This window comes from Turicibacter sp. HGF1, assembly GCF_000191865.1.
In the GTDB taxonomy this organism is placed as follows: Bacteria; Bacillota_I; Bacilli_A; order MOL361; family Turicibacteraceae; genus Turicibacter; species Turicibacter sanguinis.
Genome location: NZ_AEXQ01000077.1, coordinates 1 through 16,449 on the forward strand (window position 1 = coordinate 1; position 16,449 = coordinate 16,449).

Annotated in this window: 15 protein-coding genes; 8 read left to right on the plus strand and 7 right to left on the minus strand. The window is 34.5% G+C overall.

Annotation, left to right across the window (positions count from 1 at the left end; genetic code table 11):
* Nucleotides 1-32: 32 nt before the first annotated feature.
* Genes HMPREF9402_RS07260 through HMPREF9402_RS07270 form a run of 3 tightly spaced genes read right to left on the minus strand, consistent with a single transcriptional unit; the run spans nucleotide 33 to nucleotide 2,948 of the window.
* Entirely contained in the window at nucleotides 33-596 is a 564-nt protein-coding gene (locus HMPREF9402_RS07260) for an NUDIX hydrolase (RefSeq protein ID WP_009606983.1), read from the minus strand.
* Nucleotides 597-642: 46 nt separating this feature from the next.
* Nucleotides 643-1,077, minus strand: a complete 435-nt coding sequence (locus HMPREF9402_RS07265) for a hypothetical protein (protein WP_006784311.1) — start codon at nucleotides 1,075-1,077, stop codon at nucleotides 643-645.
* The gene (locus HMPREF9402_RS07270) at nucleotides 1,074-2,948 is read right to left on the minus strand and encodes a DEAD/DEAH box helicase (protein WP_009606998.1); all 1,875 of its coding nucleotides are present in this window, start codon (nucleotides 2,946-2,948) and stop codon (nucleotides 1,074-1,076) included. The genes HMPREF9402_RS07265 and HMPREF9402_RS07270 overlap by 4 nt, the downstream gene beginning before the upstream one ends.
* A 171-nt stretch (nucleotides 2,949-3,119) precedes the next feature.
* On the opposite strand from HMPREF9402_RS07270, the gene HMPREF9402_RS07275 reads away from it, so the two are divergent.
* A complete protein-coding gene (locus HMPREF9402_RS07275) occupies nucleotides 3,120-3,635 on the plus strand; it encodes a nitroreductase family protein (RefSeq protein ID WP_006784313.1) in 516 nt (171 codons plus the stop codon).
* A 35-nt stretch (nucleotides 3,636-3,670) separates the two neighbouring features.
* Here HMPREF9402_RS07275 and HMPREF9402_RS07280 read toward each other — a convergent pair whose 3' ends face one another.
* Nucleotides 3,671-4,999, minus strand: a complete 1,329-nt coding sequence (locus HMPREF9402_RS07280; protein ID WP_006784314.1) for a sulfatase-like hydrolase/transferase — start codon at nucleotides 4,997-4,999, stop codon at nucleotides 3,671-3,673.
* A gap of 66 nt (nucleotides 5,000-5,065) precedes the next feature.
* Nucleotides 5,066-6,136, minus strand: a complete 1,071-nt coding sequence (locus HMPREF9402_RS07285) for an anaerobic sulfatase maturase (protein ID WP_006784315.1) — start codon at nucleotides 6,134-6,136, stop codon at nucleotides 5,066-5,068.
* Between the two features lie 133 nt (nucleotides 6,137-6,269).
* Between HMPREF9402_RS07285 and HMPREF9402_RS07290 the strand changes: the two genes are divergently transcribed.
* The 7 genes from HMPREF9402_RS07290 to HMPREF9402_RS14560 all read left to right on the plus strand — a co-directional run bounded on the left by HMPREF9402_RS07290 (nucleotide 6,270) and on the right by HMPREF9402_RS14560 (nucleotide 11,028).
* A complete protein-coding gene (locus tag HMPREF9402_RS07290; protein ID WP_006784316.1) occupies nucleotides 6,270-6,875 on the plus strand; it encodes a class I SAM-dependent methyltransferase in 606 nt (201 codons plus the stop codon).
* 80 nt (nucleotides 6,876-6,955) lie between these two features.
* The gene (locus HMPREF9402_RS07295) at nucleotides 6,956-7,663 is read left to right on the plus strand and encodes a DUF3298 and DUF4163 domain-containing protein (RefSeq protein WP_006784317.1); all 708 of its coding nucleotides are present in this window, start codon (nucleotides 6,956-6,958) and stop codon (nucleotides 7,661-7,663) included.
* Between the two features lie 228 nt (nucleotides 7,664-7,891).
* A complete protein-coding gene (locus tag HMPREF9402_RS07300) occupies nucleotides 7,892-8,398 on the plus strand; it encodes an RNA polymerase sigma factor (protein WP_009606990.1) in 507 nt (168 codons plus the stop codon).
* Nucleotides 8,391-9,260: a DUF3298 and DUF4163 domain-containing protein gene (locus HMPREF9402_RS07305; protein WP_009607021.1), complete on the plus strand. Its 870-nt coding sequence runs from the start codon at nucleotides 8,391-8,393 to the stop codon at nucleotides 9,258-9,260. Before HMPREF9402_RS07300 ends, HMPREF9402_RS07305 begins: the two co-directional genes overlap by 8 nt.
* 55 nt (nucleotides 9,261-9,315) lie before the next feature.
* A complete protein-coding gene (locus HMPREF9402_RS07310; RefSeq protein ID WP_009607022.1) occupies nucleotides 9,316-10,158 on the plus strand; it encodes a polysaccharide deacetylase family protein in 843 nt (280 codons plus the stop codon).
* Between the two features lie 12 nt (nucleotides 10,159-10,170).
* Entirely contained in the window at nucleotides 10,171-10,755 is a 585-nt protein-coding gene (locus tag HMPREF9402_RS07315; protein ID WP_006784321.1) for a hypothetical protein, read from the plus strand.
* Nucleotides 10,756-10,854: 99 nt separating this feature from the next.
* Nucleotides 10,855-11,028 carry a hypothetical protein gene (locus tag HMPREF9402_RS14560; protein ID WP_006784322.1) on the plus strand — a complete coding sequence of 58 codons (174 nt, stop codon included), beginning with the start codon at nucleotides 10,855-10,857 and terminating at the stop codon, nucleotides 11,026-11,028.
* Nucleotides 11,029-11,280: 252 nt separating this feature from the next.
* Here HMPREF9402_RS14560 and HMPREF9402_RS07320 read toward each other — a convergent pair whose 3' ends face one another.
* Nucleotides 11,281-13,716, minus strand: a complete 2,436-nt coding sequence (locus tag HMPREF9402_RS07320; RefSeq protein ID WP_006784323.1) for a glycogen/starch/alpha-glucan phosphorylase — start codon at nucleotides 13,714-13,716, stop codon at nucleotides 11,281-11,283.
* 283 nt (nucleotides 13,717-13,999) lie between these two features.
* Nucleotides 14,000-16,447 carry a glycogen/starch synthase gene (locus HMPREF9402_RS07325; protein ID WP_009606984.1) on the minus strand — a complete coding sequence of 816 codons (2,448 nt, stop codon included), beginning with the start codon at nucleotides 16,445-16,447 and terminating at the stop codon, nucleotides 14,000-14,002.
* Between the last annotated feature and the right edge of the window lie 2 nt (nucleotides 16,448-16,449).

Below are 16,449 nucleotides of genomic sequence, written 5' to 3' on the forward strand. Positions count from 1 at the left end.
TTAATTAAATAATCCCCCTTCATTTTTGTAGATTATTTTGTAATTTTTTTTGATTTATTCACCAGTTTTTCATAGACAGGTAACATCTGTGGTTCATCACAAAACGATGCTAACTCATCAATCGGTAACCACCCAACATTACTATTTTCATCTTCTTTAATTCTTAAAATATCGGCTTCACTTGCGACTAATAAATAAGAAACATTTAAATGCAAATGTGAACTAACATATTGACCTTTTTTCATATGTCCCCAAACTGGCAAAATATCAAGCGCCATTATTTCCTCACTTAGAGGACGAATATTCACCACGCCAGTTTCCTCTTTTGCCTCTTTTATCGCAACTTTTAATAAGTCAGCTTCTCCATCTGCATGGCCACCTGTCCAAGCCCAGCTTTGATATAAATTATGATAAATCATTAAAACTTTATCCAATGTTTCATTTAAAATAAAACCAGAACTTGTTAAATGTGCAAATTCATTTTCACGTGTTAAAAGATTGTGAGAAAATGCCTCTATATAATCAAGCATCACCTTTTGATCTTGAACTTCTTGTTCATTTATCGGCTGATACCTTTTAATTTGATTCTTATACATCAAGTTCACTCCTATCTTTTTGTATTCTATCATAACTATTCCACTCTTAATGTTTATTTTGCAACCTAATCATCACAAAGTCATCTAAATCGATTTCCTTTAACTCACACCCCACATATCCCTTCAAAAATGTGTCTAATTCTAAAGTATCCAATATCAACTGAATTTCACTCATCAACTTGTCACTACGACGCTTATAACCAAACTCTTTTAAGACAGTTCGAAGCTTAATGCGGACAAACTCGCACTCTTCATTGTACACAAGCCGCAACTTGATAACCTTGAAAAAACTCCACAAAGCCTCCTCCTGATTTTTAATTAATTCGCGTCCTTCAACTAATAATTCAAGCTCAACATCCACCAACCTTTCATAAATTGAAGCTTCCTGTGAGTAAATCATGTGGATGATTTTTCGTTCTTTTGAATACGGAAAATCAGAAATCCTTAAAAACTGTGCCACTTCTTTTGGTGTATACATCATCCTCTAATTCCCTCCTTCATCAAGCGTCTTAACTCAAGATTTAACTGCCTCATAAAAAAGGACTTCTTATGAAAATAAATAGAATACAACTTCGTCGCATCATTCCACAGCTCATCAATATAACTTACTTGCTGTGACCGAGTCAGATCCTGCTCAATAATAAAGGTGGCAACCGCTTTAAGATCAATTTTCTCACGATCGAGTTCATCAAATGATAAAAAAGGCGGTTTCACTCGATACTTCGCATAATATTTTAAAATCGCCATAATATCTCGTTCATCGTAAGCCGGAACAATTTCACCTGTGAAACAACGTCTCGAACAAATCGAACTTAACTCTTTCAGTTTCTCTCTTGATAAGCTAGTTTCGTTAATCTGATGATACTCAAAAAAGGATGGCAATTGCTTAATCAAATGCTCATAGCGTCTTTTTGTACTATCGTAAACTAAAACAGGATGGCTCTTCTTCCCAAGCGTCACATTATAAAGACCTAGTGGGACTCGTTTAATAAATGGAATCTTCTCAAGTTCTTTCGTATCGACACTATCATCAAGCATCTGTGCAAATAGCTCAAGTTGCTTTAACGAAATCATCTCCACTACTTTTAAAGACTCTGAAACCTGCTCCTCATCCATCACATCTGTAGACTGATAAAAAATACTTTCTGAATTAATCCACGCAATTTGATCCTGCCAATCATCTACAAAACTAACTAAATACGCATCTTTTGTGCCTCCAGCGACCTCTCCTCTTAATGCACGACCAATCATTTGCGTCATCAAAATACTCGAAACCGTAGGTCTAGTTAAAAAGACCGTTTTTGTACAAGGTAAATCAATCCCCTCAGTTAAAATATTGACGTTAATTAAAACTTGAATTTTTCCCTGTTGATAAGCAGTGATAACTTCTTGATTTTGATGTGCTAATTCCAGCAAATCACGAGAAATCACAATTCCACATCTAATCTCTGCTTTTTCAAATAAAGTTTTCAAAACAAGAGCATGCATCCGATTAATCGCAAACACAATCGTCTGTTGATAACGGTCTTGATTCAATTTATAATGGTTGACAATCATCGCATTTCGCACTTTATGTCCGACTAATTTTGTGGCGATTTCCCCGGAAATAATATCGGAAATCTTCATTTTTTGTAACTCTTTGGGTGTTGCTGTAAAAGTTAAATCCGTTGTACACTCTTCAAAATGAGGCCTTGCTAAAATGCCACGCTTAATTAAATCTGTTAAATCAATTTTATAGCAAATATCATCCCTAAAAATCTGAGCTAAAATACCGGACTCTTTTTCTTCCGTCCTAAAAGGTGTCGCCGTTAATCCCAGCAATTTGACCTGTTCAACCTGTGAATCTATATAATTTAAAATAGTTTGATACGACTTCGCAGGTGCATGATGCGCCTCATCAATCACGACATATACTTCTTTTTGATCCTTTAACCAAGGTTTTAATCCATTTAGACGACTAACTAAACTATCCTTACTAATGATTAACAAATCATCCTCTTTTTTTATCTGACTCACTTTATCATGAATGCCAGAAACAATTCGATAATCAAAACTCCAACGCGTTGGCATACAAGTAGCGTATGCATTCTGTTTAAACGTCATCAATGCCTGTTCAAGTAACATTTGACGATGCGCAATCCATAACACTTTCTTTCCCTCATTCAACGCCTTTTTAAGTAACCACCAACTAGCTGTCAACGTTTTCCCACCACCGGTTGGAATGACTACGAGCGTACGAAAAGATGATTGTTCATCCATCTCATCTAAACAACTGATTGCTTCTAACTGGTGTTCATATAACTCTCGTGGATTCTTTTTAGGAATCACCTTTACCGTCCCAAAAACTTTCATGATACTCCTCTTTCTATAGACAAAAAAATCATACAGATTTTTTTATTATACTAAATCTTCTCCTCAAGCGTCAATGAAACCAAAACTCGCACTCCACCCATTATTCCATGCATGAGCTAACTTTTAATTGTTAAAACTAACAAAGAAAATTTTAGATAACGGAGTTGATTGATGATGAATACATTAGAAGCAATCTCAAAATCAAGTAGCCATCGTGAATACCAAGACACACCTTTAACTGAAGACCAACTTAAAGTATTATTAGAAGCTGGCCTATATGCCCCAAGTAGTGAAAACGAACAACCTTGGTACCTTGTTGGTATTTTAAACAAAGAAAAAGTTGAACAACTTGACAAAGATATTCAAGCCATTCATCAAGACACAAAAGCACACTTCTTCTACGCTCCTGCTGCTATTTTAGTTGCCGTCAATAAAACAGCTAAAACACCTATTGTTGACGCTGCAACGTGTACACAAAACATCCTACTCGCAGCCGAAGACTTAAATCTTGCAGCGTGTTGGGTTGATGGAATTCTGGCGATTAATAACAGTGATAAATTCGAACACTATAAAAAAGAATTCAATCTCCCTGATGGATACGAATTCCAAACAAGTATTGCACTAGGTCATCGTGTTAATACTCCATCTCGTGGACCACGTAAAGGTCAATACATTATCGTTAAATAACCAAAAAGTGTCGCTGCAATGGCGACACTCTTTTTTTAATTCACAACTATATTGAACACCTCATGAGCACGATTCCCATGCTTCATTATCTTCTCACGCAACACTTTTTTAACTTCTTCATAGTCCAAATCATCAATCAAGTTATGCTTCTCAAGTGGATCCTTCTTTAAATCATAGAGCCATCCCTCAACATAGTAATCACTTCCAAAATCTTCAAACGGCTTTTTATGCGGAGCATGAATTACATACTTATAACGCTCCGTTCTAAGTGCCCGTCCGACCATACTTTCACTAATCTGGATATAAACTTCATTCTCCCACTCATCATCCGTAAAAATAGTTTGAAGGTCACGCCCCTGCATAAAGTCTGAATCCACCTTTGCTAGGCTCAATATCGTTTTCGGTAAATCAAGGAGACTGACGAGTTTCACTTCCATAACCCCACCTAAAAATCCTGGTCCTCTCATCACAAGTGGAATATGTATTGAATTCTCATCAGGTGAGCGCTTATAGTCATCCGCTCCAAACGGATTAATATACTTTTTCATCGTTTTAAAATGACACCCATGATCACTCGTATAAATAATGAGTGTATTTTCATAAATACCTTGTTCTTTTAACACTGATATAATCCGTCCGACATTTTGATCAAGAGAGTGACAACAGCCTAAATAATCAGGCATCTGAGCTTCCCAATCTCCACTTCCCTCTGCTAAATCATCCGGTTTTACAAAGTTAGCAAATTGCTCTTTACTCCCTATTGGACCTTCAAAAGCATGATGATTATTTTGATGATGTGGTTCAATATAAGAAGCAAATAAGAAAAATGGCACTTCTTTATTTCGATTCATTAAGTAATCTATCACATAGTCTGTCATTGCATCGACACGGTACTTCTCAAATTCCACTTTATTCCCCTCTCGATCAAAAACAAAACCACCGTAACCATCCGACGTAAACTCTAAAACATCGGATGCCATCCAATAATCCTCATAACCACCGCGACGTTCTTTTGGAATGGCAACCGTCTCATAATTCTGTTCACGATCCGTTGCCAAATGCCACTTTCCAACATAGGCCGTTTCATATCCTGCCTCACGAAGTGACTTGGCTAGCGTTGGCTGCCTCTCTGGTAACGAAATTCCATTCACAAAACACCCTGTTTCTGTTGCAAACAATCCCGACTGTAAGCAAGAACGCGCAGGTCCACAAACAGGTTGTGGTGTATAAGCATGTAAAAAATTTACGCCCTCAAACGCCAAAGCATCCAAATTAGGTGTCATATCAAGCGGTTGCCCATTCACACCTAGTGTATCAAAACGCTGCTGATCACAAAATAAAAACACAATATTCGGTCTTTGCATAAATCCCCCTCCACTTGTATGCGCTAACCTTATTATATCACCCTAAAATCCCCACCTCAGTTTTGTCTATATGTTAGTCATTAAAATCCTATTTGCCATCCACTGAAGTAACGGATAAGCTTCCTCCAAAAAGGCTTGATAGGCCTGACAATACTTATTGACACCTAATTGTGATACTCGCTCACGACGACATCCCCCATAACATAAACGATACCATTTGCACTTCTTGCACGTCTTAGAAAAAATCGGTTCTAAAAACTGAAGGTCTCGTCGTTTATCATTTAACACTTCAAAATCATCTTGAAGCAAATTTCCCAAATAATAAGCATCCATCATATAAAAATCACACGGATAAACACTACCATCTGCCTCCAAAACATAATGCATTCCACATCGTCCAAGTCTTCCACACGTCTTCGGAAACTCTGCACATAAAAGATGTAGCAAATCATCAAAATAGCCAATAGAAATTAAATTTCCCTTCGTTGCATCGTCAAACCATAACTGAAATAACGTCTTTAAAAAAGTGGTATAGGAGTCCACACTAAGATAATTGTGATTATCAAGTGAATCTAGACACGGTATAAATTGTAAATATCTAAAATGATGCTGTTTATAGAACGTGTAAATCGCTGCAATCTGCTCACAAACCTCATCCGTCACAACTGTTAATACATTAAATGGCACTTCAAATCGCTTTAATAACTCGGCTGCCTTCACCACTTGATCAAAATTCTTCCCTCTATAACATTCATGCGTTACTTTAATCCCATCAATCGAAAGACCGACTAAAAAGTCATGCTGTTTAAAAAAGTGCGCCCATGATTCATCTAGGAGCAAACCATTACTTTGAATCGAATTCATAATCTTTACGTGATGCACATTATAACGTTGTTGAAACTTGATGACATGCTCATAAAAATGAAGTCCTACTAACGTGGGTTCCCCTCCCTGAAATAAAAATGAACAAACATCCACTTCATACTCTAATGCTTTTTTTATAATTACTTCTAGAGTTTCTACTTTCATCATCCCATAATCAGATTGGCTCCGATTCAAACTCTCATCCTCATAAAAACAATACTTACATTTTAAATTACAACGACTTGATGCTGGCTTTATTAAAATGGATAACACACAATCCCCCCTTAGTTACTATCACTTTAATCGCTTAAGTGGGCAAATAAAGTCGTTTTTTGAAACCAACCTTGATAAATTGCCTATAAAGTCCTACAATAAAGGCAAGAGACCACATAGAAAGGTAATCACCATGAACGAAAAAAAATATGAAACTTTATTAAATATTCAAACGAGTGGAGAAGACAAATATCATACCTCTGCTAAATATCATCGCTACGAACCAACCCCTTATGACGTTCTTGAAACGTTATTTAATCACTATCAATTAACTAAAAATGATCACATTGTTGATTTTGGTTGCGGAAAGGGCCGTTTAAATTTTTATATTCATCATCAATTCCAGGCTTATGTGACTGGCATTGAAATGAATGAAACGTATTATCAGGATGCGATTCATAATCAGCTTAACTACCAAAAAAAATACCCATTAAAAGAAGAGAAAATAAAGTTTCTATGCTGTTATGCAGAAGAATATAACATCGATCCACTCGATAACAAGTTTTATTTTTTTAATCCTTTCTCGATTCAAATCCTTCGAAAAGTCATCGAAAAAATTTTAATATCCCTTGAAGAGCATCCACGATGTGTTGAACTCATCTTCTACTATCCATCTGATGACTATCTTTACTATTTAGAGCACAAAACAGCCTTTTCCTTAATTCATAACATCCCGCTTCCAAATCATCATAAAAATCATCGGGAACGATTTCTCGTTTATCAACTTTCATATATCTAAAAAGATGTCTATGCATCTTTTTTTCTTTTGTATACTTTCTTTTAATTCGAACAAATTAAAGTTAAAGGAGGATGATTACCATGAAAAAACGATGGTTATTTCTAAGTTTCATCGCCATGTGTTTACTTTGTGAGATTAAAATTTATGCCAAGGACTCTCTCAACTACGTCAATACCGTCAAAGAAGAACACACCGAGTCCCCTCTACTTAAAATCGACTTAACGGTTCCAGGTCTTTCAAACACATCTTTTCCTGAACTCGAAAAAGATATTAACAACGATATCTTACATAAAGTCAATTCTAAAATAGAGGAAGTGACACATGAGTCTGAGCAATATTATGAAGCATTTATGGCCTCTCATTCAAAAGAAGATCAGTTCATCCCACTTGAAGTTTTGGTGACTTATGACATAAAAAAAGAAAATGCTGATGTGTTATCATTTGAATTAACCTTATTTAAAAGTTTTTTGAGTGCTCAAACAGAAGAATACTTTTACAATATCGATTTAACCACTGGAAAAATGCTCACACTCGAAGATTTTTTTGGCCCTACTTATAAAGAAATTATCAATCCTCAAATCAAACAACAAATTGCACAACGAGAAAAACATGAAAATCAATTATTCTTTCATGATGAAAATGAATTCCAATCCATTTCAGATCATCAAAAATTTTATCTAAATGAGCAAAATCAAATTGTCATTGTTTTTGATAAATATGACATTGCGCCTGGCTATATGGGTTTTCCTGAATTTATAGTTGATCAAGAGACCACTTCAACTCATTAGAAGTGGTCTTTTATTTTGACACAATATGATTCACGCAAATTCATGGGATAAATCATACTACTCCATTAACAGCTAGTCCTATTCGCCAAGAGCACAGGTCATTACTATGACTCCTTTCCATTCTAAATAATTAAAAATATACACTTTTTAAAAATTTTTTAAACTTTTTTAAACTTATATGCGTCTAATGAATGGGAACAAATTAGGGTTAGAAGGGAGCCGACGGCCGTGGCACCACATCAAGATGAGGAAGTATACAAACAACTAGTTGAATTTATAACGACCAATCAAGCTCACTTTTATCGGTTTGCTTATCGTTATATTCCAAATGAACAAGCGGCGCTCGATGTTGTATCAAACGCCGTATATAAAGCTTTAACTAAATATCAAAATTTACGCGAGATGAACCATTTGAAAACATGGTTTTATCGTATTCTCATAAATGAAAGCATGACCTATCTTCGTAAAAATAAAAGAATGCTCGCCATTGAGGAAATTGATTTTGTCATGGGATATCAACATCAATATGACATAGATGAATTAAATCTGTATCAAAACGTCAATGCATTACCAGATAAATTAAGGGTCATTATCATTCTTCGTTTTTATGAGGAAATGTCTTTAGAAGAAATCGCAACGATTACTAAACTGAATCTCAGTACAGTAAAATCGAGGTTATACAAAGCCTTAAAACTATTAAAACTTGAACTCAAGGAGAGTGATTTTTATGAATAGACTAAGAGGCACCAAAAAAATTTATGATGAAACTCCTATTCCAAAAGAATTAACCGATGTTGTCAATGAGGCTATTTATGCGTCGGCTCAGGGCTCCCGTCCTATTAACTCTAGGTCTCCTTTCATAGCCATTTTTTTATCTATTTCAACGGTTTTTATTTTATTACTAAACACTTCTCCAACCTTTGCTGCAAGCCTTTCAGATATTCCTATTATTAGCCAACTAGCAAAAATCTTTACCATTAGTAGTTACTATCATGAGGATACAGTGAAATTAGTTGATGTTAAAATTCCGGGATTAAAAGATACTGGCAATACAAAACTTGAACATCAAATCAACCAGGAGATTTTAGAAAAAATTAATTTAAGTGTCGCAGAGTCGGAAAAACGAGCTCAAGAATATTACGATGCTTTCATGGCCACGAATACAGAAGGACAAGAGTTTCTACCTGTTTTGGTCAATGTTGATTATGAAATTAAGTATAGTGATGATCACTTTGTATCATTTGTTATTACGAAAAGTGAAAACTACGTGAGTGTTGGAACTGAAAAATATTTCTATAATATTGATTTGAACACTGGGAAAGAAGTGACGCTTAAAGATATTTTGGGTGATCAATATAAAGAGATTATTGACCCTCAAATTAAACAACAAATTGTTGATCGAGAAAAAGATGGTTATCAACTATTCTTCCATGAAGATGAAAATGAATTTAAAAGCATTGCTGATAACCAAACCTTTTATATTAATTCATCAGGAGATGTAGTGGTTGTCTTTGATAAATACTCCATTGCTCCTGGTTATATGGGATTCCCTGAATTTACAATCCATTCATCTTCTTTACCTACCACTGGTAGGTAAACTTTTTAAAACAAATTGTCGAATTTTGCAATCATAAAGAAATGAGGATAAAATTATGAAAAATCAGTATCGAAGAAGTAAAAAAAGCTATAAACCACGATTTTATGTGTTATCAGGTTTGATTGCTATCCTTTTAGTAGCTGGAAGTTTTCTCATTCATTTACAACTTCAAAGTAGTCACCTCTCACTTTCTCAAGAAGATATTGACTACGTTTCATTTGAGCCAATGAAAGAAATAAAAAAATGGCATAATCAAGATATAAAGTTCGTTTACTTAACGTTTGATGATGGACCTTCTCATAATGCTGAAAAAGTATTAGATATTTTAAAAGAGAATCATGTTCCTGCTACGTTCTTTGTTCTTGGAACGTCAATTAATAACAATACAGATTCACAGGCTATTTTAAATCGCATGTTAGACGAGGGACATTATATCGGAATGCATACGATGACACACCAATATGATTATCTTTACAAAGGGGCTACAGCACCACAAAATTTTGTGAATGAATTGAAAGAAGAACAACAATTAATCGCGTCGTTAACCAATGGGTTTGAAAGTCAATTATGTCGCGCGCCTTATGGAACAGGTGGGGGAACATTTAAAGATGGACATGTACAAGCTTTAAAAGATAATGGATTGAAATGTTGGGATTGGGATGTTGATTCCTTGGACTGGAAATATAGCAATCCTGACCAAGTCATGGATAATGTTAAATACTATACGGAAATGAATGCTAAGAAAGAAAACCTCGTCGTGTTATTCCATGAAAAAAATAGTACCATTGAGGTTTTACCTCGCGTTATCGAATACTATCGTGATTTAGGTTATGAATTTTTAGCTTATAATCCAAATCATCACTTTAGTAAAAACTTTTTCCACAACGATGACATTTAGGAGGAATTATTTATGAGAAATAAACCACTCATTACCATTATTATTTTAACAGCAATCGGAATTTTCATAGGATTTAATTTTCAAACCCCTGGCATGAAACAATATAATCAATTAAATAAAATTGATGAAAGTATTCAGACTGCCTTAGTTCACGAAGACACTACTCTTACAAAACGACTTGATACGTTTTATCAAACAGTTAACACGATTATTGAACAAGCAACCACTTCTGAAAATCAAGATCAAATTTCATTTGAATCGTACGAAAGTGAATTTGCTATTCTATCACGTATGAATCAAAATTTAGCCGAGGTATTAAAGGCATCACTAAACAAACTTCCTAATAATGATCTTGGTCATCTTGAAAAAGAAAGGTTAACAAGCTTAGAGGCATTAACTCAAGCAATTGAAACACTGATTAAAGATCTTAGTAATCTTGAGGAAATCGTTCATACCGCTAAACCTGTTCAAGCGAGAGATTATGTGCTAAATATACAAGAAAATTTTAATAATATTCAAGTCCTTCAACACCGTTACATCGATCAATACCAAACATATCTAACTGCTAAAACAGATTTTTATCAAAGCTTGAAATAATCACTCTCACGACTTCTTTCATTTAATCATATACTAGTATTAAGTTTTATCATATTAATGCTCAAACTTTTCCATACTAATAGCAAAGGAGATGGTCATATGATTAAGTTTTTTGCCGATTCAAGTCCTCAATCATTAGAAACAAAAGTGAATCATTGGATTGAGGAACACGGCACGATTGAAGTCTTAAATATGAGTTATGTTATTTTAAACGAACCAAGTACAATGTATCATCTTGCTCTATATTATAACGATGTAACCGTTGATTGGTAATTAAAACCCCTTCATTTAATCTGAAGGGGTTTTATCGTATTTTAAAAAGCCCCTGTAGTGGATCAGTTCTACAGGGGCTTTTTCTATCTGTTCACCTAGTGATAATTATAGATCATCTCTACTCACTAGGAGAGAGATAAAAGTTTTCGCCTATGAAAAACTTTTATCTAAACTTATATAGTTAAAGGAAGCTATCACAATGTAACGTTTATTTATTAGAAAAAATTTATTTTTAAAAAAGGAAGTTACGGATTATTTTTTAAATTTTAATGGTTCCACGTGCCAAATTTGATCAGCATATTCTTGGATAGTTCGGTCTGATGAGAATTTACCTGAACGTGAGATATTGCGGATAGACATTTCAATCCAATGTTGACGGTTTTTATAAGCTTGGTTTGCTTTTTCTTGAGCACGAACATATGAATCGAAGTCTTTTAATACGAAGTATTCATCCCCATTATGTGTTACTGCATTGAAGATATCACGGAATTCTTCTGTATCTGGTGTTAAGAATCCATTAACCAATTGATCAAGAACGCGGCGGATACGTGCATCTGAGTTATAAAGATCCCATGGATTATATCCTCCATTTTGATAATAATTATTTACTTCATCAGCAGTTAATCCAAAGATAAAGCTATTTTCATCTCCAACTAACTCATGAATTTCAACATTTGCTCCATCCATCGTTCCAATTGTCATCGCACCATTCATCATGAATTTCATGTTTCCTGTTCCTGACGCTTCTTTAGATGCTGTTGAAATTTGTTCTGATAAATCTGCAGCCGGCATAATTAATTCAGCATAAGTTACGTTATAGTTTTCAACGAATACAACTTTTAATAACTGATTTGTATCTGGATCATTATTTACTTTTTCAGCAATTGAATTAATTAATTTAATAACTTTCTTCGCAAAGTAATATCCTGAAGCTGCTTTAGCACCGAAGATGAATGATTGTGGGTGGAAGTTAGCTTTGAACTCTTGATCTTCTTTTAATCGGTTATATAAATACATGATATGCATTGCATTTAATAGCTGACGTTTGTAAGCATGTAGACGTTTAACTTGAATATCAAAAATTGAGTTTGGATCTAATTGAACCCCTTGCTCACGATAAATACGTTCTGCTAAGGCTTGTTTTCTTGCATGCTTCATTGAAGCAATGGCCTCTTGAACTTTTGGATCATTAATTTTTTCTTCAAACTTCGCAAGTTCAAATGTATTCGTATGATACCCTGTTCCGATTTCTTTATCTAAAAGAGCGGTTAACTCAGGGTTACAGTGTAATAACCAACGACGGTGAGTAATACCGTTTGTTTTATTATTGAAACGTTCTGGATACATTTCATTGAAATCTTTCATCTCAATTTGAGTTAAGATATCTGTATGTAATTGCGCTACCCCATTGATACTAAATGATCCAACAATTGCTAAGTGTGCCATACGCACTTGATTATGTCCGATAATGGCAAGTTCAGCAACTTTTTGTGGTTGATCCGCATAACGATTTAATAATTCTAAACAATAACGACGGTTGATTTCCTCTGTAATCATATAGATACGTGGTAATAATGGTTGGAATAAGCGTACAGGCCATTTTTCTAAGGCTTCAGCTAAGATAGTATGGTTTGTATACGCACACGTTTTACTTGTAATAGCCCATGCGCTATCCCAATCATAACCCTCTTCATCGATTAAAATACGCATTAATTCAGGAACAATTAAAGCTGGATGAGTATCGTTGATGTGTAATACATTTTTGTCCATGAAGTTATCTAATGTTCCAAATGTTTCTTTATGTTGGCGAACTGCCCAACGAACTCCCGCTGCAACGAAGAAATATTGTTGTTTTAAACGTAAGATTTTTCCTTCTTCTGTTGAATCATCTGGATATAAGAATTCAGAGATGTTACGAACTCCTTTTTCATATTCAACAGCTGACATATTTTTTGGATATTCATTTTCAGTTGGTTCAGATGACCATAAACGTAAGGTATCAACTGTTTTATTTCCATTTGAAATATCTCCAACAACTGGTACATCATAAGGAACAGCACGAACATATTCTTCTGGGATATGAGTATAAACTTCACGCCCATCTATTTTTTCAACTTTAACATATCCATAAAATGGAACTTCAACTGATTCATTTGATTTACGAACTTCCCATACATACCCACGTTGTAACCATTTATCTGGAACTTCAACTTGGTATCCATCGATAATTTTTTGTTCAAAGAATCCATAACGGTAACGAAGACCATTCCCGTGTCCTGGTAATCCTAAAGAAGCAATTGAATCCATAAAACATGCTGCTAAACGACCAAGACCTCCATTTCCAAGTCCTGCATCCGCTTCAATTTTTTCTAATTCATTTAATTCTATATCTAGCTCTTTTAATCCAGCTTCAATCACCGGGCGAATTCCTAAGTTCATAATATTATTTGTTAATAAACGCCCCATTAAGAATTCCATAGAGAAATAATAAACTTGCTTGTGTTTCCCCTCAACAATTGCTTCATTCGTTTCAATCCAGTTAGATGAGATATATTCACGAACTAGCGTTCCTAACGTAAAGTAACGTTGGTGTGGTGTACTTTCTTCAAACTTAATCCCATAAATTTGTTCAACACGTGTTTGGAATGTTTCCTTAAATGTCTTTTTATTAGCAAATACATTAGCCATAGCGAGATGACTCCCTTCCATTATTATGTAACACATATGTAACAGTTACACACTTTTTTCCATTTCATAAACTCATTATAGCACATAAACATTGATAATAAAGGGTTTTAACCCATGTAACGCGTTTCTTGTTATATTGAAGATTCGATATTATTTGATAAAACACTTGTTTCTATGATAACCCTAACATTTTAAAGATTACTCATTAAGAAACAATTCTGAAAATAAAAAACTCATGATTTAACACGATCTCTTACCGTATTAAATCACAAGTTCCTCTAAACTATTCTTCATTTACTAAATGACGATATAAATTAATATATTTTTCCGTTGATTTTTTCCAACTCAAATCTTGTTCCATTGCACTTTTAACTAATTTCCCCCAGTGTTCTGGCATCCGATAAAATCCTAATGCTCGCTTAAGCGTAAACAACATATCATGCGCATTATAATGCGCAAAACCAAATCCATTTCCATATTGAATAAACTCATTATACGGAATAATCGTATCTTTCAAACCACCCGTTTCGCGCACAACGGGAATGGTCCCATACTTGAGTGCAATCATCTGGCTAATGCCACATGGTTCAAAGCGTGATGGCATGAGGAAAATATCACTTCCCGCATAAATCATCTGAGAATTATAGGAATGGAACCCTATGTTAACAGATACCTTAGTTGGATATTTTTCGGCCATTCTCCTAAAGAAGCTCGTATACTTCGCCTCTCCATCTCCAAGTAAAACAAACTGAATATCTTCACGAATTAATTCTTCAAATACTTTTAAAATCAAATCGAATCCTTTTTGTTCTACCATTCTCGTTACCATCCCGATAATCGGTACATTTGCATTCACGACTAATCCTAGCTCACGTTGCATCTGCATTTTATTTTCCTTTTTAACTTCTATCGTTTTAAAAGAGTAGCGCTTAAAGATACTTAAATCAGTAGCTGGATTATTATAATCATAGTTAATTCCATTTAAAATTCCGTGAAGATGATCTTTTCTTGCGACAATAAAACGGTCTAATCCTTCAGCAAAATAAGGATAACAAATTTCATTACAATACGTTTCGGACACTGTTGTAATTTCATCACTCATTACAATAGCGGTCTTCATAAAATTCACTTTTTCAAATAGCATAATTTCATTTGGAATCGTAGCTAGCGTTGAAATAACCCCTAAATCAGACACATCACAAATCCCTTGATAATGAATATTATGAATCGTGAAAACTGTTTTAGTATAAGCAAAATGATCAGACTGCTTCATAAATATATTTTTCATAAAAAACGGAACAAGTCCTGTTAACCAGTCATGACAATGAATGACATCATACCTCAGCCCACTCTTCTCAATAAAATCGAGTGCCACATAGCAGTATAATTCATATCGACGACAATCATCTGAATAGCCATATAAATTTTCACGTGATAATTCGCCATATGAAATAAAGAAATAGTTTACCCCTTCTTTTGAATAACGATAAACATCATAAGGAATCTCTAACTCATTAATTGCTATTAAGGATTGAAATTGATGAGTTAAATTTTCATTATAACGTTCAGCTAAAGAGCTTAAATAGGGTAAAATAACATCCACATTTAATCCTTGATTAATCAATTCTTTCGTTAAATCAGCAGTCACATCCGCTAAACCACCTGTTTTATAAAAGGGAACACATTCAGTTGAAATTTGGGCTACACTAATGCCTTTATTCCCCATCACACGTTGCCCCTTACCGATAATAACAGGTGCATAATCTTGACCACTTAATCGAGCTCCATCATTAATATAAGCATGCTTATCTGTAATCACATTATTAATAATACTATTTTCACCAATAATGGTCCTTGGTAAAATAACCGAATTTTTAACAACCGCACCTCGTTTAATCGTTACATCACGAAAAATAATACAATTTTCAACTTTTCCTTCAATATTACACCCATTTGCAATTAAGGAATTTGAAACATCGGCTTGTTTTTTATAAAACGTTGGTGATTCGTCCTTTGTTTTCGTTAATACAGGTCGCTCTAACAAGAAGATTTGAAATCCATACTCATAATGTAACATATCTAAATTAGCACGATAATACGACACAATGGATTCAATCGTTCTCGTATAAGTAGAATGGTGATAATGATTAACTTTTAAACCATCACACATTTCGACTAAATCTGTCACTGTCTGATACGGAGAAATCTCATACCGTAAAATTAAATCAATTAAGTACTCGCGAGATAGTACAAAAATACCAACTGAGCGATTTCGATAATAAACTTGTGTCACATCTGCTTTCGATTCAATATGAGATTGTAGTAATTTTTCAAAAGGAATAGATGTAATAATATTCGCATGGTACATCACAACATATTGTTGCTGTGATCGCATAAAATACTCAATATATTCCCTCATTCTCGCAAATGTCAATGTATTGGCCACGGCACTCACTTCTTTTTTGGGAGGCAATAAAAATAGGCCATCCACCTTACGATCAAGGCCCCAAAACTTGCCGGAACGAATATGATCACTTAAGGAATGATAGTCACCGTCTGGAAAGATTGATACGTTCGTAATGCCTGAATGCACTGCATTAGATAAAGCAAAATCAATTAATCGGTAGCGTCCTGCAAATGGTAAGGCGGCTACACAACGTTGATTTAATAAATTCTGCAACGATTGAGACGTATTGGTTCCATCAATTACACACAAAGCCTTATTCTTCACTC